The sequence below is a fragment of the Lysinibacillus capsici genome, assembly GCF_020217405.1.
GTDB classification, from domain to species: Bacteria; Bacillota; Bacilli; order Bacillales_A; family Planococcaceae; genus Lysinibacillus; species Lysinibacillus capsici.
Window position 1 is genome coordinate 2,141,753 of sequence record NZ_CP084108.1, and the last position, 20,609, is coordinate 2,162,361.

Annotated in this window: 23 protein-coding genes and 1 other annotated feature; of the genes, 18 read left to right on the forward strand and 5 right to left on the reverse strand. The window is 35.2% G+C overall.

Annotated features, from left to right (window positions below; all coding sequences use genetic code 11):
* Positions 1-49: 49 nt before the first annotated feature.
* Entirely contained in the window at positions 50-460 is a 411-nt protein-coding gene (locus LCP48_RS10425; protein ID WP_004228526.1) for a DUF3888 domain-containing protein, read from the reverse strand.
* A 454-nt stretch (positions 461-914) separates the two neighbouring features.
* On the reverse strand, positions 915-1,553 hold the full coding sequence (locus LCP48_RS10430; RefSeq protein ID WP_004228524.1) for a hypothetical protein: 639 nt from the start codon (positions 1,551-1,553) through the stop codon (positions 915-917).
* A gap of 141 nt (positions 1,554-1,694) precedes the next feature.
* On the opposite strand from LCP48_RS10430, the gene LCP48_RS10435 reads away from it, so the two are divergent.
* Complete coding sequence (locus LCP48_RS10435; protein ID WP_202342820.1) at positions 1,695-2,576, forward strand: gluzincin family metallopeptidase; 882 nt, start codon at positions 1,695-1,697, stop codon at positions 2,574-2,576.
* Positions 2,577-2,978: 402 nt separating this feature from the next.
* Here LCP48_RS10435 and LCP48_RS10440 read toward each other — a convergent pair whose 3' ends face one another.
* A complete protein-coding gene (locus LCP48_RS10440; RefSeq protein WP_081456919.1) occupies positions 2,979-3,101 on the reverse strand; it encodes a YjcZ family sporulation protein in 123 nt (40 codons plus the stop codon).
* Positions 3,102-3,339: 238 nt separating this feature from the next.
* On the opposite strand from LCP48_RS10440, the gene LCP48_RS10445 reads away from it, so the two are divergent.
* The 3 genes from LCP48_RS10445 to LCP48_RS10455 all read left to right on the forward strand — a co-directional run bounded on the left by LCP48_RS10445 (position 3,340) and on the right by LCP48_RS10455 (position 5,141).
* Complete coding sequence (locus LCP48_RS10445) at positions 3,340-3,684, forward strand: hypothetical protein (protein WP_225340926.1); 345 nt, start codon at positions 3,340-3,342, stop codon at positions 3,682-3,684.
* A gap of 7 nt (positions 3,685-3,691) precedes the next feature.
* Positions 3,692-4,114, forward strand: a complete 423-nt coding sequence (locus tag LCP48_RS10450; protein ID WP_004228510.1) for a hypothetical protein — start codon at positions 3,692-3,694, stop codon at positions 4,112-4,114.
* Between the two features lie 61 nt (positions 4,115-4,175).
* Entirely contained in the window at positions 4,176-5,141 is a 966-nt protein-coding gene (locus tag LCP48_RS10455; RefSeq protein ID WP_225340927.1) for an alpha/beta hydrolase, read from the forward strand.
* A gap of 656 nt (positions 5,142-5,797) precedes the next feature.
* Here LCP48_RS10455 and LCP48_RS10460 read toward each other — a convergent pair.
* Positions 5,798-6,151 carry a hypothetical protein gene (locus LCP48_RS10460; RefSeq protein ID WP_004228501.1) on the reverse strand — a complete coding sequence of 118 codons (354 nt, stop codon included), beginning with the start codon at positions 6,149-6,151 and terminating at the stop codon, positions 5,798-5,800.
* A 189-nt stretch (positions 6,152-6,340) separates the two neighbouring features.
* Between LCP48_RS10460 and LCP48_RS10465 the strand changes: the two genes are divergently transcribed.
* The 10 genes from LCP48_RS10465 to LCP48_RS10510 all read left to right on the forward strand — a co-directional run bounded on the left by LCP48_RS10465 (position 6,341) and on the right by LCP48_RS10510 (position 14,619).
* Positions 6,341-6,565, forward strand: coding sequence for a toprim domain-containing protein (locus LCP48_RS10465; protein ID WP_004228499.1), 225 nt, complete (start codon positions 6,341-6,343; stop codon positions 6,563-6,565).
* A 251-nt stretch (positions 6,566-6,816) separates the two neighbouring features.
* Entirely contained in the window at positions 6,817-7,722 is a 906-nt protein-coding gene (locus tag LCP48_RS10470) for an NAD(P)/FAD-dependent oxidoreductase (protein WP_004228497.1), read from the forward strand.
* Positions 7,723-7,904: 182 nt separating this feature from the next.
* Positions 7,905-8,402, forward strand: a complete 498-nt coding sequence (locus LCP48_RS10475; protein ID WP_225340928.1) for a P-loop nucleotide/nucleoside kinase family protein — start codon at positions 7,905-7,907, stop codon at positions 8,400-8,402.
* Positions 8,403-8,609: 207 nt separating this feature from the next.
* Positions 8,610-8,861, forward strand: a binding site (T-box leader).
* Between the two features lie 78 nt (positions 8,862-8,939).
* Complete coding sequence (locus LCP48_RS10480; protein WP_004228495.1) at positions 8,940-10,301, forward strand: amino acid permease; 1,362 nt, start codon at positions 8,940-8,942, stop codon at positions 10,299-10,301.
* A 199-nt stretch (positions 10,302-10,500) separates the two neighbouring features.
* Complete coding sequence (locus LCP48_RS10485; protein WP_004228493.1) at positions 10,501-10,971, forward strand: peptide-methionine (S)-S-oxide reductase; 471 nt, start codon at positions 10,501-10,503, stop codon at positions 10,969-10,971.
* A 305-nt stretch (positions 10,972-11,276) separates the two neighbouring features.
* Entirely contained in the window at positions 11,277-12,710 is a 1,434-nt protein-coding gene (locus LCP48_RS10490; RefSeq protein WP_225340929.1) for a hypothetical protein, read from the forward strand.
* A gap of 64 nt (positions 12,711-12,774) precedes the next feature.
* A complete protein-coding gene (locus LCP48_RS10495; protein ID WP_039884734.1) occupies positions 12,775-13,065 on the forward strand; it encodes an RNA polymerase alpha subunit C-terminal domain-containing protein in 291 nt (96 codons plus the stop codon).
* A gap of 18 nt (positions 13,066-13,083) precedes the next feature.
* Positions 13,084-13,644 carry a DUF4256 domain-containing protein gene (locus LCP48_RS10500; protein WP_004228486.1) on the forward strand — a complete coding sequence of 187 codons (561 nt, stop codon included), beginning with the start codon at positions 13,084-13,086 and terminating at the stop codon, positions 13,642-13,644.
* A gap of 250 nt (positions 13,645-13,894) precedes the next feature.
* Positions 13,895-14,011 carry a DUF3953 domain-containing protein gene (locus LCP48_RS23480; protein WP_232735592.1) on the forward strand — a complete coding sequence of 39 codons (117 nt, stop codon included), beginning with the start codon at positions 13,895-13,897 and terminating at the stop codon, positions 14,009-14,011.
* A gap of 407 nt (positions 14,012-14,418) precedes the next feature.
* Positions 14,419-14,619 carry a hypothetical protein gene (locus tag LCP48_RS10510; RefSeq protein WP_004228479.1) on the forward strand — a complete coding sequence of 67 codons (201 nt, stop codon included), beginning with the start codon at positions 14,419-14,421 and terminating at the stop codon, positions 14,617-14,619.
* A 173-nt stretch (positions 14,620-14,792) separates the two neighbouring features.
* Here LCP48_RS10510 and LCP48_RS10515 read toward each other — a convergent pair whose 3' ends face one another.
* Positions 14,793-15,050 (reverse strand): hypothetical protein, encoded by a 258-nt coding sequence (locus LCP48_RS10515; RefSeq protein ID WP_225340930.1) that lies wholly within the window; start codon positions 15,048-15,050, stop codon positions 14,793-14,795.
* Positions 15,051-15,710: 660 nt separating this feature from the next.
* Between LCP48_RS10515 and LCP48_RS10520 the strand changes: the two genes are divergently transcribed.
* The 4 genes from LCP48_RS10520 (at position 15,711) to LCP48_RS10535 (ending at position 20,472) form a co-directional block, all read left to right on the forward strand.
* Positions 15,711-17,831: an S-layer homology domain-containing protein gene (locus LCP48_RS10520; RefSeq protein ID WP_225340931.1), complete on the forward strand. Its 2,121-nt coding sequence runs from the start codon at positions 15,711-15,713 to the stop codon at positions 17,829-17,831.
* Between the two features lie 144 nt (positions 17,832-17,975).
* On the forward strand, positions 17,976-18,734 hold the full coding sequence (locus LCP48_RS10525; protein ID WP_225340932.1) for a hypothetical protein: 759 nt from the start codon (positions 17,976-17,978) through the stop codon (positions 18,732-18,734).
* 767 nt (positions 18,735-19,501) lie between these two features.
* Positions 19,502-19,813, forward strand: coding sequence for a hypothetical protein (locus LCP48_RS10530; protein WP_004228469.1), 312 nt, complete (start codon positions 19,502-19,504; stop codon positions 19,811-19,813).
* Between the two features lie 50 nt (positions 19,814-19,863).
* A complete protein-coding gene (locus LCP48_RS10535; RefSeq protein ID WP_009371237.1) occupies positions 19,864-20,472 on the forward strand; it encodes a hypothetical protein in 609 nt (202 codons plus the stop codon).
* The last annotated feature ends 137 nt before the right edge of the window (positions 20,473-20,609 follow it).

A 20,609-nucleotide genomic window follows, 5' to 3' on the forward strand; every position in this document is an offset into this window, starting at 1 on the left:
CGCACGACATTCAATAAAGGGACAAGTCTATGATTTTAATGGGAAGGTATTATTCAGGCAGATATTTATACGTTTTGAGATGTGTGTGATGAATCAATTTAACATCTGGTCCTGAAGAAATTTCATAGGTCATTCGATCCTTTCCAATAGGAATCCATTGTCCGCCATCGGTAGGTTCAATTTCAAATGTAATTTGCATTTGAAAGCCTCGGAAATGGTTTCTTTTTGTATCAATCACTTCAATTTTCCAAGGCGTAATATGAGGGGAAACATCCTTTCTAATCGTTGAATAATAATTGGTCAAATCTTCTTTAATATAAGGAGTAAGCAAAAGCATGAGCAAATCCTGCAATCTCAGCACGTCAGAATCCTGTGTTGGTTCAGCTGTTGAAGCGGGTATTGTTTGAGATGAAGTAATTAGCACAAGGGAGAATATAAAAAACAGTAAAATCTTTTTCATTTTCTTCCAAACACCTCTTTGTGATCTTTCCCTAATGCATTGTATTGTTACCTTTCTGGAATGAAGTATGTATGATCGAAGTAAAGGTGTTCGAGTATAGGTTATACAAACAATTGAAGATATTTTCTGACATGTCGATTGGCAAAAATAAGCTGCGATACGGTTCATCATATTAAATGGTGTGGAACCAATCATTTTGCCTTGTATATTTTGATCAACATAGGTATTCGATAAAAAATTTAAAATAACTTCTAACATAAATCTACGTCCCATCATTATGTATTGGATGGCGAGGAAGTGTGCAATAGGCAAAAAAATAGAAGGGACACGGTTGGAAGTGCCCCTTAGTAACAAATCGGGAGGTGCCGTGTTAAACGAATACGCTTAACACTACTTCTATTTATATGATAAGATTACTTGGTTTTATAGACCATCATCTTGCATATGTTAAAATTTACACGTCATAGCGAAGAATGGCTATTATCCAGTCCTTTACTAATAGTTCCCATTGTAGCTGTGAACTGTCTAAGGGAAGAGAGAGACTTTGCAGCTCTTTAGGGAGCAAGTGTATTTTATGACGTATTATTTCATTGTCAGGTGATTCTGTATCAATAAATAAAAGATAGCGTCCGATTAAATCTTCCTTATACATAGATGGATAATCAAGGGCTTTTAATACACGTGTAGAAAATTCCACACCATTTAGGTTTACTTCAAAATGTCCCCGCACATTAAATTCACAGCGAATATGTGTACCAGGTAATCGATATAGCGCTTGTAGGAAAGCAGCTAATGTTCTTTCACTAATGAAATAGGTTTTCCAATAGTATTGACTTTCTAAATGTTTACTTGAATTAGCATCATATGTATCGTACCTTATTTCGATTGTTGTTTCTGCTTCGTTAGATTTTTTCCTAGTGAGGTAGTGCCGTGCAATTTTTTTAATGGTGTGATGATCTAAGTCACATCCATAGCTCAGAATAGTTACTTGTCTACGTTGTGCTTTGGCGAATAACCGCATTTCTAAATTTGCATCACTATTTAGATCCCAGCCATAGCGTGGGTTGTAATGAATACATGTACTTTTGTTCATTGCGACCTCCTTTTTCCCATGTCTACTACCATTATAAATAATTTTGTCTAATTTTCCTGATTTTTCTTTTAAAAATGAAACTTTTGGATTTATGTTTCGTATAAACTGGAAAATACTTTTTTACTTTTTTGGGAGGTAGTTATGGCTAAATGGAGAGGCACAATCCTTCTTTGTACATTGCTACTAACAGCCTGTACAGCAGAAACCGTTCAACCTAAAGAACAAATACAGGAAGAGCAAAACGATGAAAATATGGTCGTAACAAAGGATGGCAAGATAACCTTTGAGATTAAGAATGAGATTGGTGTTCCACAAGAAAAAGTAGAGGCTATAAAGGATGAAATTGTGACAGCATACGACCACATAAAGGATTCTATACATACTTCCTACACGCCATCTGAGCACATTAACGTATGGTTTAAGGAAGACGGTCTATCCTGGGGGTTTGCATCGAAAATCGAACTAACTGGTGTTCAAGAAGATTCCTATCCACTTGTCCATGAAATGACCCATTCTTTACTGGGCTATGGCAACAATTTCGGATCAGACCATGGCTATTTTACACAAGAGGGTTTTGCGAGTTATATGGAGGATCAATATGGAAAAAATAAATTATACTTTGAAAAATACATGAAGCATTATTTGGATTCAGATAAGTTAATTCCCATTAGTAAGTTAATTGATCCAAATCAAGATGATGTCTATTTTCGCCCAGCACTTTCAAGTGAAGAACAGAATCGAGTCATGATGGAGATGAGCTACACGCATGCGGCATCATTTGTTAAATACTTAATTGATACCTACGGACTCGAAAAGTTTGAACATATATACAACGAGAAAGAACTAGCGCAAAAATTAGAGGAAGTTTACGGAAAGAGTGGTAGTGAGTTAGAAAAGGAATGGTTAGCATTTATTCAACAACAACAAGGGTTTACGCATGAGGAAAAATTTAAATCAGGAAATTTTTATGATATGAATACAATTCTTCTTCAAATAGACCCAAAATATTTTGCAAAGGAATAATATTTTTCTAAATATTTAAGTAAACCCAAGTGCTCTTTATTTGGAGCTCGTGGGTTTACTTGTGTATGAATTCGGATGAAACTGTCTATGTAATAAATGAACGCCCAGTAAAACGCACAGACCACCAATGCTTCTTAATAATATATTTTTGAGAAATACAGTGTCGTCAACCGTAATGACAATCAACAAAGGGCCAACCATAATCAATGCGATGCCTAGCAATGCTTTAATTACTCTCAACATGTAGAATTCACCTCAATTTTACCATTTCAGATTTGATTATCGCACGATTGTCTGAAAATGAAAAGGGTCACTAGGCTGGTAAAGTGACCCTTATAAAATAGCTAGTATGACCTTACAAACTTTAGGAGTCTGTAAAAGGTTAGGTGCTAATTGGGATGATTAGTACATGAAAGAAGCGCCAACAATAATTAAAAGAATGAATAGAACGACGATTAATACGAATGTTGAACCGTAATAGCCGCCACCGCCAGAGTCGCCGCCATAATAGCAGCTGTTGTTCATGTTACCTACGTTTCCGTTGTATCCCACTGAAAATCCCTCCTTTCTACAACCTATAATATGTGTGCTGGCAGAAAGGAGAAATGGTATTTACCCTATGGTTCTAAAAAATGCTGAAAACATACTTGTAAATTATTTTTATAGAAGAAGGTTTTTATTTACTTAATTTTTATTTTTTTACATAATTAGAGAGTGGTGTTTTAGGTTTGCAAGTAAAGTTAGAAAAGAAAGCGGGCGTTACATGCTAAGGGAAAAGCTAAAGCAAAAAATCATAAGTGAACCAACTGAATGTATGGCTTATTTAACAGAATTAGTGAAGTCAAATCGAATTTATGATGGGGAAGTATTGGCAATCATGATAGATGTTATAACAAATGGACCTGATCAATTAACCAACACGCAGTGGGATGTCTTGTTAGATAAGGGTTTACTACCTGATCTTTATGTAGAATGTGGTGGCTGTGAAGAGACCATTCCCTGGTCAGAAATGTACCGTGCGATTTTCATAGCGAGAGATCATTATTGTCCCTTTTGTAGATATTTAGCAAATAAAGAGAATACAAGGTTATTAGACGAGGATGGTTGAGGCAATAATGAAATGGTTCATGATAATCGCCGAATGGCTATTGTTTTTATATGTGTTAATTTGTCTATTGAGCTTTAACATAATTCACCTTGGAAACCTTCTCTATGTGGATATGCCGCATGAAGAAGCGATGGCTGTGACAACATCCTTTGCGCAGACATCACTGTTTATTATAGGTATAGGTGTTGTTTGTTTTTTGTATATGAAATATTTATGGGGCAGTAATGCTTATAAAAAGTCAAAGGCAGTGATCTGGGGAAGTCTATTTGCCTGCCATGCATTGGCAAGCGGTTTTTATTTGTTCATGCGATATGGGCTTCTATGGAATCAGCATGAAGCAATGGAGCTTTTATTATCGACTTTGATTAGTTTCATTTTAACCATTCAGGCAGTTATGAAATATTACGTGTGTAAAAGGACCGAAACTTGATTGTGTATAAAATGCAGGAACGATTGATGGCAGTGAAATAGTCAAAATATAGGTGAGAAATATGAAAAGAGGATTTAAACGCATTATGTTAATTATATTTACAATTATTATTTCATTATTGGTGTTGATTCTTACTTTGAGCTTTATTAATCATAAAATACAATTATCAAAAGAAGAGGGACGATTTGTTCCAACTGGGCAACTTGTAGAAGTTAATGGTCATCAAATGCACGTTTATACAGAAGGAAAAGGAGAAGATACCCTTGTTTTTATGTCTGGTGGTGGTACGAGCTCACCTGCATTAGATTTTAAATCTCTTTATACTTTGTTAAGCGATAAATATAAAATTGTTGTTGTTGAAAAGGCAGGTTATGGATTTAGCGAAGTCACAGATATTGACCGAGATATTGATACAATTCTAGCTGAAACAAAAGAGGCACTTTTTAAATCAGAAATTGAAGGTCCATATATTTTATTCCCTCATTCGATGTCTGGCATTGAAGCCTTGAAATGGGCGCAAGACTACCCTGATGAAATAAAAGCTATTATTGGATTAGATATGGCTGTTCCTGCTGTATATGAAGAAATATCTATCAATATGTTCCTCGTTCGATTAGGTGCTTTTACTGCTAAGACTGGTTTGATCAGATGGATTCCAAAACTATCAGAAAGTGACGCAATAAAATATGGGAATTTAACAGACGAAGAGAAAGAGTTGTATAAAGTAATTTTTTATCGAAAAACATTGACTAAAGATATGGTAAATGAAATAGATCACATAAAAGCAAATGCACAAAAAGTCAAAAAAGCTGGAATGCCGAACATTCCTATACTTTTGTTTTCATCGAATGGTGAGGGGACTGGTTTTGACAATCAAAAGTGGAATGGAATTCAAAATGACTTTATTAATAGAATTGATAAAGGTAAATTAATTGAGTTAGATTCTTCACATTATGTTCACAGTATTGACTATAAGCGAATAGCTGATGAATCAGAGGCGTTTATAGAAAATTTGCATCGTTACTAGCGATTATGTAATAGGCGCATTAATTAACTACTATTGAGTTGCAAATGCAGCTCTTTTTTTCTTTATTAAACTAACCGAGTAGTTTAGTACTATAATATATGGGGAGTCCACATGTTGAAAAAAATAATATTATTTTTTTCTCTACTAGCTGTTTTGTTAGTTACTTCGGGTTGTTTGAATGGTTGGACAAAAAATAACTGTACAAAAACGAACTGGTGAAGAAAGTATTTTTGAAGACTTTAAAGAAGTCAATCAAAAAAACAAGTGGAAAAAGCGATTGATATAGTGAAAAATGCTAATTGGATAAATAAAAAAGTAGAAATGGCACGCTATGCGGACTACCAATTTCAATTTCCATTTAAGATCAGTAGCGAAAACAAAATAGCCTCTTATTCGCTTTGAGTTAGCCAAAATGGTGAAAATTTAGAAATGGTTACGGATAGTGATAATTATGTGAAATTAACAAAGCAAGATTCAGAAAATCTCTATGAAATTTTAATAGGAGAAAAATTAATAAAATAATGCCATGTTTTGAATACGCTTCAACTAACAAAGTCTTAACTTGAAGACCAGTGGTAGTGTTTGACTTGCGTCCAACAAACGGGCCAGATAACGAAAGGTTCAAAAACGATGCTTTGGAGATTTTTAAAGTTACACTACATTTTAAAAACAGCATCTATTGTGCATCCATATGGAAGCTGCTCTTTTTCAGCGTAGATGTTGACATAAAATATGATTTTTGCGTTGCCAACAGTATGCGTTTCTTCTTTATCTGCATATACTTCAAAAAAATCAATCGTGTAATGTTTATATCCATCTTTCTCCATGTAACACCAAACTTCATTAGCTTTTCGTGGATCAAGGCCTTTAGTATGTAAAAACGCGACAAGCGTATTATTTTTCATAATTTGCTCCGCATAAAAAATACAATCCTCACATATGCAATGATCGACAGTACCAACAAGTTCTCTCTTTGCATAAAATTGCTCATTTAATTGTTTCGTGTTCATTATGCCCTCCAATAGATTAATGGTTTAATTTTATCAATAATTCAAAAATTTTTGCACGTTTTTTTATTCACATAACGAAGTAGAGTGTTGAAAATAAATGTAATATATTTAAAAAATGTTTGGATAATATATGTTAGAATGGTTATTAATTACACAATTATCGATTAAATAGTTTCAAGGAGGTTGTTTATGAAAATAACCGAAGGCTACGGCAAAGTGATGATAGATGATTTTGAATTTTATGGTGAAATTAAACAAGATAAATGTTCTAAATGTAACTATAATTTAGTATATTACGATGATTTTGATTCTTATTTTTGTCCCAATTGTAATAGTTGGACTGAATCAAAATGTAGTGACCCTACTTGCAAATATTGCTCTAATAGACCAGAAACACCTTTAACTCACAAATAACGAAATTAAACTCCCATGAAGGGACTTAATCATCTTCCATTGTCTATAGAGACATGCTAATTTCGCCCTTCGTTGATGGCTATCTAATTGTGCGCATTTCTTTAAAAAGGAATGCGTTTTTTTAATGTAAAATAAACAAAAACTCCGCGTTATTAGTGTGTAAAGAATGGAAATCCATGATGTAGGAAATAATGTAGTTCTCAAATGCAAATTACAATTCAAAAGAAAAGCAAATCATTGCGGAGGTAAAAATGACTGTTCTTGATTGTATCATTATAGGCGGAGGTCCTTCTGGGTTAAGTGCTGGCTTAACTTTAGGAAGAGCTAGGAGAAATATTGCATTAATGGATGATGGGACAAATAGGAATAGAGTGACACAGGCGTCACATGGATTTATTACGCGTGATGGGATAAAACCACAAGCGTTTAAAGATATTGCGTTAAAAGAGTTGGAGAATTACCCGTCTGTGTCCTATCTTAATGCGACAGTTACTGAAATAATAAAGGGTATAGATAATGAGCGTTTTACTGTCAAAACATCTACGAGTCAGAAATTTGTTTCAGAAAAAATCATACTCGCCACCGGTGTTCAAGAAATATTTACTATGCCAAGTATAAGAAAGTTTTATGGGAAAAGTCTATTTAGTTGTCCGTATTGTGATGGCTGGGAGCAAAAGGATAAGCCATTAGTGGTGTTGGCAGAACAAGAAGAGCATGTACTGCATTTGACCAAGTTAATTTATAATTGGTCACAGGATTTGGTTGTCTTAACGAATGGAGCTCACTTATCTAGAGAAGGTAAAATGGAGTTACAAAAACACAAGATCAAAGTTATATCAGAGAAGATAAAAGATCTCATAGGTCATGATGGGTACTTACAAAAAATAGAGTTTGAATCAGGAGCAACCATTATAAGGTCGGGTGGATTTGTTGCCCCATCTTATTATCGCCCCAATCAGTTTGCTCAGAAGCTTGGCTGTGATATTGATGAAGATGGAAAAGTGATAACAGATGGTGTTGGTAGAACAACTCAAAAAAATGTCTATATTGCAGGGGAAACCGAAAGATCTAAACCATCCACTTTAATGATTTCAGCTGCTAAAGGTAATAAAGCTGCTGTTTCAGTAAATACTGATTTAACGATGGAACGCTTTTGATGACGTCATAACACTTGGAATAGGATCTTAGCAAAAACATATCAGCTAATGTATTTTTAAATATTGTGTTAGAGTTACTATAAGAAATGACAAAGAACGGATTTTGATTGTAGAATCCGTTTTTCTTGTTGCAAAAATTATAGTTTTACAAGGGTAATAAAAAAGCGCGGAGGAATAAAAATATGAAACAAGTGGGGACTCTATACTTTTTCTGTGGAAAAATGGGGGCAGGAAAATCAACAAAATCAAAACAATTGGCTAAAGAAAAAAATGCGGTCCTTTTATCTGAGGATGAATGGCTTTCCTCTCTTTATCCCAATCAGATCACATCATTTGAGGACTATCTAAAATTATCAGCACAGCTCAAGCCGATGGTGAAAAAGCATGTCCAAAACATATTGAGTGTTGGTACGGATGTAGTAATGGATTTTCCAGGTAATACTCAAAAACAGCGAAAATGGTTTTTGGATATAGCGTCTGAGGTTAATGCAAACCATCAACTAATTTTCCTTAATTTAAATAACCAGCAATGCTTGGTTCAAATTGCGCAAAGGCATAATGAACAACCCGAAAGAGCAGCTTTTGACACGGAAGCGATGTTTATTGAAGTTACTAAATTTTTTGAAGCACCAGAAGCTTCTGAGGGTTTAAATATATGGGAGTTTAGTGGGGAAGAATAACACAGAGTTATCAGGCTCGCTTATTAAATGAACGTCATATTTTTCTTAAACTAACAGGGGTATTACTTGAAGAACATAGGGCTGTTTAGAAATTAGCTATTATTGTCATTTGTAATGTATGCGGTTTATGAAGAATTTTTTAAAATTATATTGACAAACTATTTTTTTTCTGTAAAATGAAAAACAATTCAAAAATATTTGTATAGAACAAAGGCTATGAAAAGAAGTAGTATCAATTATTTTTACGAACAGAAAGTTACCGGTCGATGAGAGGTGCATGTAAAACAATTGAGAATTCATCTTGGAGCTGTGTACCGAAAGGATTATTCTAAGTAGGCTACGCCGGTAAGCACCCGTAATCATGTGCGAGAGTATCGTCAAATGACCGTACTTCTTAAGGTAAGTAATGTGAATTGCTTATAAATTAAAGGTGGTAACACGAGTTGAATCGTCCTTTTGGTTAATCCAAAGGGGCGTTTTTTTTATTCCTTTTTTGAGCAAGTATTTGAAAATCTAAACGCATGGGGAGTAAGCATTATGAAAGATAATCATCAAGATTCACAACTAAAGCGGGAATTAAGCACGCGTCATATGCAATTAATTGCACTTGGCGGGTCCATTGGGGTCGGTTTATTTTATGGCTCTAGTTCAACCATTCAAATGGCTGGACCATCTATTTTACTAGCTTATTTAATTGGCGGGTTAGTTATTTTCACCATTATGCGTGCATTAGGCGAAATGGCAGTAGCAGAACCTGTATCAGGCTCGTTCAGTATGTATGCGAATAAATATTTAGGGCGCTTTGCTGGGTTCTTATCTGGATGGACATATTGGTTCATGTGGATTGTCGTGGGCATGGCAGAACTAACAGTAGTCGGTGTATATATTAACTACTGGTTTCCAGATATTCCACAATGGGTAACTGCTTTTGTCGTCCTTGTGATGATGACGCTTGTAAATTTAGCAAATGTAAAAGCATATGGAGAATTCGAATTCTGGTTTGCGATGATTAAAGTTGTGGCAATTATCGGTATGATCGTTCTAGGATTAGCCATTATTTTCTTTGGTGTCGGCAACCACGGTGAAGCAATTGGCTTTGATAATTTATGGGCACATGGTGGCTTCATGCCAAACGGTTTTCATGGTATTTTAATGTCACTCGTATTAGTTATGTTCTCATTCGGTGGGGTTGAATTAGTGGGTATTTCTGCAGGAGAAGCAAAAAATCCTAGCAAGGCCATTCCATCAGCGATTAACAACATCGTTTGGCGTATTTTAATTTTCTACATTGGGGCGCTAGGCGTTATGATGGTTATTTATCCTTGGAACGAAGTTGGCTCAGAAGGTAGCCCATTCGTTCAAATTTTCGATTACGTTGGTATCCCTGCTGCAGCTCACATTATTAACTTTGTTGTCATTACAGCAGCAATGTCTGCATTTAATAGTGGCTTATACGGTTCAGGACGTATGCTACACAATTTATCAGTACAAAAAAATGGTCCAGAGTATTTTAGAATAGTAAGCAAAAATGGTAGTCCAAGTCGAGGGATTTTATTTTCTTCAGCTGTGTTATTAATCGCGGTTGTCTTAAACTATGTAGTACCTGAAAAAGTGTTCATCTATATTTCTGCTGTTGCGACGGTTGCAGTTATTACAAGCTGGATGATTATTTTATTTGCACAATTGAAATTTAGGAAGTCAAAAACGAAAGAGGAAGTAGCCAAACTGAAATTCAAAATTCCACTTTACCCACTTTCTACGTATATTGCTATTGCATTTTTATTAATGGTGATTGTGCTAATGGCGTTTATTCCCGATATGCGTGTTGCCCTATATGTCGCACCAATTTGGTTTTTCATCTTATTTATTGGCTACAAAGTAATACATGTTAAGAAGTAGTTACATCTTTTCATATTGATACTTCTACAGCGCAGACATATTGTAAAAAAATTCTTTTGGTATACTCGATTCGTTACATTTATCTAAGGTTTAATAATTTTTATCCATTAGTAAAGAATGTGATGAGTGCCTTTCTTTATGAATAGGATCCTAATAAAATTAGTATTTTGATATATAGTAGAAAAAAAGGAGAGTCATGATGGAAGTAGTATATTTGGCAGGTGGATGTTTATGGGGCGTACAAGCTTTTATCAAAACGCTACCAGGAGTTATGTTTACAGAAGCGGGAAGAGCGAATGGAACAAGTCGTACGCTTGAGGGCGATTATGATGGATACGCTGAATGTGTAAAAACGAGGTTTGATCCAACAGTTGTATCCATTCGAGATTTAATGGGCTATTTATTCGAAATCATTGATCCTTACAGTTTGAATAGACAAGGACAGGATGTTGGCGAAAAATATAGAACAGGCGTATATAGTGAAAATCCTGAGCATTTAAAAGAGGCGAGGGCATTTCTAAGAGAGCGAAATGATTACGAGCTTATAATGGTTGAAGTATTGCCCCTTACAAACTATGTCAGAAGTGCAGAGGAGCATCAGGATAGATTAACCAGATGTCCAAATGATTACTGTCATATTCCAGCAGAAATTTTAAATAAATATAAATGACGGAATTCACGAGACCTTTCTATGTGCTAAAACGCAGAAAATTAGAGGGAAATGATTAATCTCAGCGAGTGCTATTGATGAAACAAGAAAGCATATTACTGTTACCCCGTCCTAACTTGGAACGGGGTTCTTCTTATTTAGAAGGAAAGGATCAGCAATTCTATATAGAGAGTTTGGATTAAATCATTTTTAGCAAAGGGGTATATCAAAACTTTATTACTTACAGCACCCTTATGTTGGTATAAAGTAGTAAATGTAGAAAAATTACATAGATATTACATAGTGTTGAAAGGTTGAATGTTAATATGAAAAAAAGTTGGTTGTTATTATGCCTCATGGTATTGATGTGCGGATGTTCAAATCAATCCAAGGAGGAGCCTGGGGTCGAGGCTAGCGCCGAACAAGAAGCGGCATCTAAGTTGGCACAGGAAAAGCAGTTGGTAGATCGTCAATTATATGAGAAATTATCTGAGGCTGTTGAGACAATAGGCTATACATACGATATGCAAACATTTGCTGAAAATGAGTATAATCAGGGCGTTTTATATTCAGAATTAATCGATTTTGATAATGATGGGGTTCAGGAGGTTTATGCCTTCATGAAGGGAGTAGACTACCCATTATCTGCATATACACATCGAAATAAGGATAATTATATCCAAGAAGTTTGGACGGGAAATACGAACGGTGAAAGCGCTATTCTATCTTTTTCAAGTGAAGTTGATCAATTGGTCTGCTCAGCCTGTGATATGAATGTGTCTTTAGTCAAAGGTCAGGATGGTCGAACGTTCATCAAAATGTTCTCCAATCAAACAAGTCAAGGTACTACGGTTGACAAGATCTGGATTTATGCCAAGGAGCCAACTAACTCAGCAATGGAGTTAGTTATTACTGGCTATACAATGGATAATAACAATGTTGAGGGTATCGACTATTTTTTAAATGGTGAAGTAACAGATCAAGCCACATATGACACAGCTTTTGCCCCATATACTGGAGAGGAACGTTCCATATTAATTAGTAATTTTTCTGAGAAAAAATATGGTTTCGATTATACTAGTCCAGCTAGCAATGTTGGCACAGTCCTTGCTGCCCTTGCACCGAGCGTAAATAGTATTGTTGGGCAAGAAGCATTGCTAGAAAAGAAGAAAAGGGAAGAAATCGTCAGTGCCTTAGGGGAATTTCATACAGAGAGACGCATCCATCATCAAGACAAAAAAGTCGTCCAATCTTTAGTGTTAGATGTTATTCAAAAGTCCAATCTCGACCATGAGTATTCAGACATGAGTGAAATGGTGTTTGATGGGGCCTCCGTCAAAGCAAAATACAAAGAAACATTTGGCGTTGACTTAGCTATCGAGAAGATGAATTTCCCTTCCAGAGAGAGCCAGTCCATTATGTCTTATGAAGCAGGGAAGTTTTATATCTATCCAACTGGTTTTTATTTCGATGCGATTGACCGCCATTTTCAAGATGTCTATAAAGTCAGAGACGATTTATTCTATGTGACCATCTTAGATAATGAATTTAATCATACTGAATACTCGCTCTCAAAGGATACAAATATTACATCAGAGGAAATGTTTGCGCAGGATTTTGCAAGTTGGCCTAAGGAAGCACGAATTTGGCTAAAACCAGGGATACAAAGATATGCTGTGGTGAAATATATGGATGGGGTACCGAAAGTTCAATACCTCGGTGCACAAAACTTAACAGATCAACAAATAGAGGCATTCTAAGTTTCCCTAGCAATCCCCTAGATTGATATATGGTAAAATGGACAAAAGCATAAGGTTTGGAGGGATGACGTTGGCAGAAAAAAGGTTAAAAATTTGTGAAAAAGGACATCCATTTTACAAAAGCACAGATTGTCCAAGCTGTCCTACCTGTGATCAGGAAAATAAACCTAGCAGTGGCTTCCTTTCCAAGCTGAGTTCACCTGCAAGAAATGCATTCGTACACGCAGGTGTTGATACGTTGGAAAAACTATCTATGTACACGGAAAAGGATATCTTAAAAATGCATGGTATTGGACCAGCCTCCTTACCGTTTATGCGATCATCATTGAAAGAAGTAGGCTTGTCATTTAAATAAGTGAGGGGGAAGACAACAATGTCAACGAAGGAATTATCACAAGAGCAAACCGAGGAACTGATCAATACTTTGCAAGTTCGCTTCGAGAAAAATACATCTCGTCATGTAGGGCTTGATTGGGCAAATGTCCAAGCTAAGCTAGAGGCTAACAGGGAGAAACTATGGTCGCTCCACGAAATGGAAGCAACAGGTGGTGAACCAGATGTAGTAGGCTATGATGCAAACACGGACGAGTTCATTTTCTATGATTGTTCTGCGGAAAGTCCTAAAGGTCGCAGAAGTTTATGTTATGACCGTGAAGCATGGGAATCTAGAAAAAATCATAAGCCTGAAAATACGGCTATGGACGTTGCCAAGGACATGGGCATTGAGCTGTTAACAGAGGAGCAATATCGCCAACTACAGGAGCTTGGCAAGTTCGATTTAAAAACATCAAGCTGGGTACAAACACCTGACAACATTCGCAAACTCGGCGGTGCCATCTTCTGCGACCGTCGCTATGACATGGTCTTTATGTACCACAATGGGGCAGAATCCTACTACGCAGCAAGAGGCTTCCGTGGATCGTTAAGAGTTTGAAAAATAAAGGCATATGCCGATCTGCGGATGAGCATATGCCTTTTTCTATGGAAATATAGTTATGCCAATGTCTTTCTAGTTAGCTATAAGCTTTATTTAGTGTATGATAAACTAAAAGGGGAGGTGGAGAATTATGTTAAATTGTTTAAAAATTATTTTTTCCATCACAGGCATATCTCTCGCCGTTTACGGACTAATCACACAAGATTTCCAATTGAATTACCTCATGATATTGTTCTTAGGCCTTTTCATGTTCACTCTAGGCATTCAAGAATTCCAAAAACAGCGAACAGTTTATGGTTGGTTCCTAATGGGGGTATCTATATTTTCAATCTATGTGTCCGTTCAAAGCTTTGTCTTGATTTAAAGGAAGCAGCCACTGTTAATTTTCGTAATACCATACATCGATCAAGTCCTTCCAGCCATTTTCATCAATCACTTTCAACTTATATAATGGCCCTATATTGGTATGGGATTCAGTTGAAATTTGCAGGGCATTTTTTATTCTGTCGATGTCATCGGCATGTTCAATAGTCCGTCTCTTTATCTCACGATTTGCCCCTTGTCCCATCACAATTACTTTTTGAATTTCATCAGGAAATTCAAACGTTTTTTCCTCCGTTTTAACCGTTTCATTTACACTCTACAAGAATTAACAAAATGAATAATAAGAATATGACTTAATGCTAATCATTTGATGGGGCAGACCGCTCGTCGCTCATACTAAAGGTTTTTATGCTATAATTTACATAAATTACATAATGAGGTGATAAGATGGAGAATGAAAAATTAGTGTGCAAGGCTTGTGGTCGAGATAAATTTACGACTGGACAGGTGGGAGGTACTACAAGCCAGGGCAATATAAGGCCTATAGGAGCAATAATGGCGGTAGGGTCACCACTCCAAATGACTTTTTGTAAAAACTGCGGGGAAGTTGCTTCATTTAAAGTGGTAAAACCACAGAATTTTAAATAATCGTTGAAAGGGTCACTGATAGGAAAGTGATCCTTTTTATATAGTGGACGTTTAAAAGGGGATAAGGATTTAAAAACATCCATGATGTTCGACTTTGGTTAATTGAATACCATGATATGAAATCAGCCTTACAAGACAAAACACCCTCTAATAGGTTAAAGGGTGTATAAAAACTAGATAGAATTTCGATAAGCTCTCAAAGTTGAATGTAAGTTTGAATTCGAACTTGCGATTGATTTTTTATAGTTATACATACCTAATGGGCTTAAATGATTAGAACTAGATCCTAATAACCCTTGCTTTACTGCGCTTTTTAACGTTTCAATTTGTTTGCTAGATAGTTTAGAAGTTTTACTTTCTTCAAGAATTTTATTTACATTATTTATTTTTTCTTGATCCTCTTTTGATGTAGCTTTAACTTCCTTGCTCATTTGTCGCGTCAACCCATAATACTTAGACGAGGATCTACGTGACATTAAATATTGCATGTTAAAAAATTTTGTCGTCATCATGATAAATTGTCACCTTCCCATTCACATTTTTAGTTCCATAGTTGTTATCGTACTGAACTTGAAAAGATTTAGTATATTTACTTTTTTTAGTAATTGATTTTCAGGGTTAAACAGACCAGATGATGGCACCTGTAAGCATTGAAAAAACGTTGAGACACACTAGCAAGAACACAGTATTAAGTCAGTAGGATATAAACTATCATATCTACCACTGCCGAAGAAGCATATATTGAATATGAAAGTAAGCGTTAATTACTGTTTGTTTTGCCATTAATATATATTTAACGGATGGATTGAATTACAGAAGGAAAAAAAGTAATAGGTAAAGAATACTTATTGTAGAAGACCTGTTAAAACTAGATGAGTTTGTTGATAGGAGGGATACAATTTAACAAGTAATTTGTGATGATAAAGCTCTAAGTAAAATGAGAAGTCGCTGCACAAGCAACGAATAATTCTATGCTGTTAATAATTAACAGTACTATTAACGTTTGTTAATAGAAACGACATTAAATGGCTATAAAATTAATAATTGAAGATGAAAGATACTTATTCCAAACTAAACTAAGGAGTGTTATTTTGAAAAATATTATAATTAGTATAGTATTTTTATCAAGTTTTGTCGTTTCATTTCTTTCAGTAAATACAGTCACCTTTGCTGCAGTTGATTTCTCTGATATTGAGAATTCCTATGCAAAAAATGCTATCAACGAGTTAGTGGAAAAAGGCATTATAAATGGTTATCCAGATGGTGAATTTAGACCAACATCAGCAATTACAAGACAAGATTTTGCTATAATTTTAGCGAAAGCACTGGATTTGAATCTAACTAACTCTCCAAGTACTCCAACATTTACCGATATTCCAACAACTCATTATGCTTATCCAGCTGTCGAAGCAGCAGTTAAAGCTGGATTAATAAATGGGACAGGTGATAGGAAGTTCGGGGTTGGCTCAGGTTTAACACGTCAAGAAATGGCTACTCTATTTGCTAGAGCATTAGGTGGCGAATCTATGGTCCTTGGGGAGCAGCTTACTTTTGATGACCAACATAAAATTTCTGCTTGGGCAAGGGATGCGGTAGGTTTTGCAGTAGCATCAAACCTAATGACAGGCGATACATTAAATCGTTTCAATCCACAAGCAATAGCTGAAAGACAACAAGTTGCCCTTGTTGCGTCTCGGTTTTTAAAGCAGATTGATAAAGTAACACCAGAACCAGAACCAGAACCAGAACCAAAGCCAGAACCAAAGCCAGAACCAAAGCCAGAACCAAAGCCAGAACCAAAGCCAGAACCAAAGCCAGAACCAAAGCCAGAACCAAAACCAGAGCCAACCCCAACCCCAGATTCTACACCAACCCCAAGTGTAATTCCTGTAGTCGGGATTACATTGAATGAGGTAATAGAAAATCTTCAAATTGGTGAAACAAAGACACTAACAGTAACGGTTGTACCTGCAAATGCGACAAATAAACTTGTGAGATGGTCTTCATCAGATTTGAACGTTGCAACTGTTAACGGACAGGGGAAAGTAATAGCGACTGGTATAGGGACTGTGACCATAACAGCAACAACAGTAGATGGACTAAAAACGGCTTCAGTTACTTTCACAGTGACTCATAGCAATGGTGCAGCGATTACTGGCGTAGGAACGTCATCATCTGTTTTACAACTGGGAGAGACTACTAGTAGAACAGCAGAAACAACCGAATCAGGCACCATAACCTGGTCATCAAGCAATACTAGTGTTGCAACAGTTCATTCTAGTACAGGTGAAATTACTGCTCACACACCGGGCACAACAACCATTTCGTATACTAGTAGTAATGGTAAAATGAATTCTGTGAGTCTCACTGTATATGATGAGGCAACAGAAAAAAGCCCAACATATTCGCAAGTACTGCAAATGGACGAAGTGATAACAGCTTCAGTAGGAGCAGGCTTATCTGCAACAGCAACAAACAAAAGTTTTGTAGCTGAACCCACAAGTGTAGCGACAGTGAATGCTACAACTGGCCAAGTAACAGCTATAAGTGCAGGTAGCTCCGTTATTGCGTATGTAGGAATGAATGCTAATGGCGTAGTAATTGAAAAAGGTACGGCAACTGTGACAGTTCATCCACAAGCAGCAGTAGCTGCAATACCCATGGTGCCAGCACCTTATTCAGTTATTGGCTGGGGCTCAGCAGCAACTAATTTCACGCCTCTAGGAGTCGGACAATCCATCATCTGGACTGTAACAAATGGTACAGGAGCTGCAACAATTCAGCAAAGTACAGGGGCTATAAGAGGTGTTACAGCTGGTGATGTAAAGGTAAACTATAAAATAGTGGATAATAATACTAGAGTAGTAGCTTACAAGTCAGCACCCGTAACGGTTACTATTCCAGATACACCAAGAGTTAATATTTCACCACCATTTGTTGATGGTGGGACAATTTATGGACCTTATATGATGTCAACTAATGTAAATTTGACGGTAGCCATAACAGGAGAAAATAATTCTACTGTCATTTTCAGCAATCCGAGAAGCAATGATGACAATATTGCTACTGCAACGATCACAGGTCCAAATCCCTCAGGACATGTTTCTTTAAATGTGCAGAAGAATGGTATTGGGGAAGCGCAGATAACATTTGATTACACAGATATTAACAATAATACTGGGTCGATGACATGGATTTTTAATTTCCAATAGAACAAATTTTACAAGCTAAAGGATGCGTCTAGCGACGTGTCCTTTTCTAGTGCCTTTCATTCGTTTGAAAGTGGTTTACGGTAATCTATTATATTGAAAAATATGGAAAATATTATATAATGTTTGAGAATGGAGTGAGTTTAAGTGAAACCAGAATTCATAGTTAAAAAATTGAATGAAGCAGTTAGTAAATACATTGATTTAAAAGATTTCATTACTGAAAATGAAATTACTCAAGTTGTTGGTGATAGTGTGAATGTGGTTAAATTTGTTAACAGCGCCACACGCTATATATCTAATAAAAGGATGATGTCGTTTTTAAATGGGCTGTCAATTAATGAACAATTAACAGAGTCTGAAATTAGCAAACTAACTGATTACATAGATAATGAGGAAAAAGCTGAGTATATAGCAAATGCATTTAGTAAAGTATTTCAATCAAATTCTAATTCAGCTTGTTATATTATGGGGAAGATATTATCTTCTGTAATTGAAAAGGGAGAGATAATATCACATGAGGAGTTAATTGCTTTTAATACACTAACATATCTCTTTGATAAAGATATAGAGAATTTAAAAATATTGCTAGATTTTTTTGATGAAGAAGCTTATTCTGAGAGATCGCTTCCTGTGGTAGATATACGAACAACCTTTTCGTATTTAAATTATATTAATCAAAGTCAAGGAAGTATGTATTTAACAATTGAAAAACTATTAAGTAACGGAATCATATTTAAAATTTATGAAGCAAATACAGATTTTGGTAAAACTGAGGTGAGAGTTGAAAGAGAAAGTTATTGGGAGGTAGCCAATCTTCATAATCCTCCACAAACACACATAAACGAAAAATATGAATTATCAACGGCAGGAATAGTACTAGAGAAAATTATTAATAGCTTATAAAAAGCTTCATTTCTTCTAGCCAATAATAAAAGCGTGCTGAGAGAGCTTATCCAAATTTTAAATGCAAAATATTTAATCCTAAAGTTAAAAATCAAGCTTGAAATAGAAACAATGATGGGAAATTTTATAAAAACAGCCTTTTCAACAATTCTTACATCAGCTATAACTACAATGGTAATAAATTTGAAATAGATTTTGACAATACGATTATTTTTTTGGCATATCTATTATTATTATGGTTGGTTTCTTTAGCTATAATTTTATGTTCACACGAAAAAGAGATAGAATTGAAATTTTATTAGTTATTCTTGTACTAATTAAAAAGATAAGTAAAGTTATTTGTTATATCCCATTTCGAGTGGTCGGCTCAGAGAACAAAAGTTAATTCTTTGCATCGGTGAAAAAACAACAGATGTTGTGCCTACCCCTTAAAATTTTACTGAAATATTGTAATTGTTGACATTTTTTCCAAAAATTTTAGTGTTAGTTTAGATAATTGATAATATTTGTCGTATTTGTCAATTATGTAATTTAAAAATAAATAAGTTATAGGAGTTGATACGATTAATAAATCAAAGATTTATAAAGCGTTATTAATTTTGTTACCCATTAGCTTACTATTGAATTTATTTTTTGTAGTGAAGTTTACAGAAAATAATTCGAGGAAACAAGAATACTTCATTTACAACCTAAACTTCAAATTATATGAATTAAATTTAGCAATAAACAATCAAAAAGAAAACGATTGGTAGGATCCTCAAATTGTAATGAATCAGCTAGAGAAGGTAGAAGGTTTTTTAGTTGATTCGGTAATAACTAATAATTTTGCCAGTAGTGTGTTGAATGAAAAAGAGAAAAAGATGCTACGGAGCATATCCAATTTTTTAGAACCTTTGCCAAAAAGTGATTTATTTGAGGTAGAAAAATGGGAAGAAGCGGATACAGAATACATTTTAAGGGTTGGAGAAGCATTAAGTTTGTCTAACTATACTGCTAACAGCTTCCCTGAGCAAAGTTGGAGTTCAGTTGTAAAACAATGGGAACAACTGGTTGAGGCATTTGAAACTGATTTTAATTAAGAAAATGTAGAAAGGATGAATTAGGCTTCACGGAAGATATTGCTCCAAGTGTGACAAAAGAAGAATATGTTGAATATTATCAAGATTTAACTGCTGCAGAGGAACCACAGAATGTTACGAATTATTACAACTTTGTTTCCAATAAATTTCTACCTGAAGGGACTTTGGAAGTAACTAAATATTCTGCGGAAGAAGCTTTTAGAGAAATGAATAAACCAGAACAGTTTGCTGTTGGTACCAATAATAGTACCTGGTTAGCAATGACTCTATCTTCTACAAAGTTTTCAAACGGACGAGTATTGCTGAAAAATGAATTTATGTGGAAAAAAGGGCCACAGGTATTCTTTAAAGATGCATTTGCGATTACACACTCTGCAAACGTTGTAAGATATGACAATACTATTAATTTCCGTTATATATTTAGAGATATTCACGGATCAGACAGATATTATACAGGATCAAACGAAAAAAATAATAATGGAGTAGCAACATTATTTGATATAAAAGGCGAACCAGGCTACTCTCATACAGGCTATTTATCAGTCGAAGCAAATAGATCGATTTCTAGTGATATTAGATCAAATATATTTGGTCATTATACACATATGACAATTAGATTTACTGGTTCGGTAACAATTACTACTGAGATATTTCATTAGGATTGGCAGCAAAAGAAAGTAAAGCAGATGACGCGTCTATTACACATGTATGGTAATAAGTAAGTTAAAAATTTGAAAATATGCACATCGTTTCGTCCACACAGCAAATAGCCATCTATCAGATAGTTCGTATAGAT

Excerpts from the sequence above, each read along its gene's own strand:
- LCP48_RS10425 (WP_004228526.1), bottom strand. The coding sequence starts at position 460 with ATGAAAAAGATTTTACTGTTTTTTATATTCTCCCTTGTGCTAATTACT.
- LCP48_RS10430 (WP_004228524.1), bottom strand. The coding sequence starts at position 1,553 with ATGAACAAAAGTACATGTATTCATTACAACCCACGCTATGGCTGGGAT.
- LCP48_RS10435 (WP_202342820.1), top strand. The coding sequence starts at position 1,695 with ATGGCTAAATGGAGAGGCACAATCCTTCTTTGTACATTGCTACTAACA.
- LCP48_RS10440 (WP_081456919.1), bottom strand. The coding sequence starts at position 3,101 with ATGAACAACAGCTGCTATTATGGCGGCGACTCTGGCGGTGGCGGCTAT.
- LCP48_RS10445 (WP_225340926.1), top strand. The coding sequence starts at position 3,340 with ATGCTAAGGGAAAAGCTAAAGCAAAAAATCATAAGTGAACCAACTGAA.
- LCP48_RS10450 (WP_004228510.1), top strand. The coding sequence starts at position 3,692 with ATGAAATGGTTCATGATAATCGCCGAATGGCTATTGTTTTTATATGTG.
- LCP48_RS10455 (WP_225340927.1), top strand. The coding sequence starts at position 4,176 with ATGAAAAGAGGATTTAAACGCATTATGTTAATTATATTTACAATTATT.
- LCP48_RS10460 (WP_004228501.1), bottom strand. The coding sequence starts at position 6,151 with ATGAACACGAAACAATTAAATGAGCAATTTTATGCAAAGAGAGAACTT.
- LCP48_RS10465 (WP_004228499.1), top strand. The coding sequence starts at position 6,341 with ATGAAAATAACCGAAGGCTACGGCAAAGTGATGATAGATGATTTTGAA.
- LCP48_RS10470 (WP_004228497.1), top strand. The coding sequence starts at position 6,817 with ATGACTGTTCTTGATTGTATCATTATAGGCGGAGGTCCTTCTGGGTTA.
- LCP48_RS10475 (WP_225340928.1), top strand. The coding sequence starts at position 7,905 with ATGAAACAAGTGGGGACTCTATACTTTTTCTGTGGAAAAATGGGGGCA.
- LCP48_RS10480 (WP_004228495.1), top strand. The coding sequence starts at position 8,940 with ATGAAAGATAATCATCAAGATTCACAACTAAAGCGGGAATTAAGCACG.
- LCP48_RS10485 (WP_004228493.1), top strand. The coding sequence starts at position 10,501 with ATGGAAGTAGTATATTTGGCAGGTGGATGTTTATGGGGCGTACAAGCT.
- LCP48_RS10490 (WP_225340929.1), top strand. The coding sequence starts at position 11,277 with ATGAAAAAAAGTTGGTTGTTATTATGCCTCATGGTATTGATGTGCGGA.
- LCP48_RS10495 (WP_039884734.1), top strand. The coding sequence starts at position 12,775 with ATGACGTTGGCAGAAAAAAGGTTAAAAATTTGTGAAAAAGGACATCCA.
- LCP48_RS10500 (WP_004228486.1), top strand. The coding sequence starts at position 13,084 with ATGTCAACGAAGGAATTATCACAAGAGCAAACCGAGGAACTGATCAAT.
- LCP48_RS23480 (WP_232735592.1), top strand. The coding sequence starts at position 13,895 with ATGTTCACTCTAGGCATTCAAGAATTCCAAAAACAGCGAACAGTTTAT.
- LCP48_RS10510 (WP_004228479.1), top strand. The coding sequence starts at position 14,419 with ATGGAGAATGAAAAATTAGTGTGCAAGGCTTGTGGTCGAGATAAATTT.
- LCP48_RS10515 (WP_225340930.1), bottom strand. The coding sequence starts at position 15,050 with ATGAGCAAGGAAGTTAAAGCTACATCAAAAGAGGATCAAGAAAAAATA.
- LCP48_RS10530 (WP_004228469.1), top strand. The coding sequence starts at position 19,502 with ATGAATCAGCTAGAGAAGGTAGAAGGTTTTTTAGTTGATTCGGTAATA.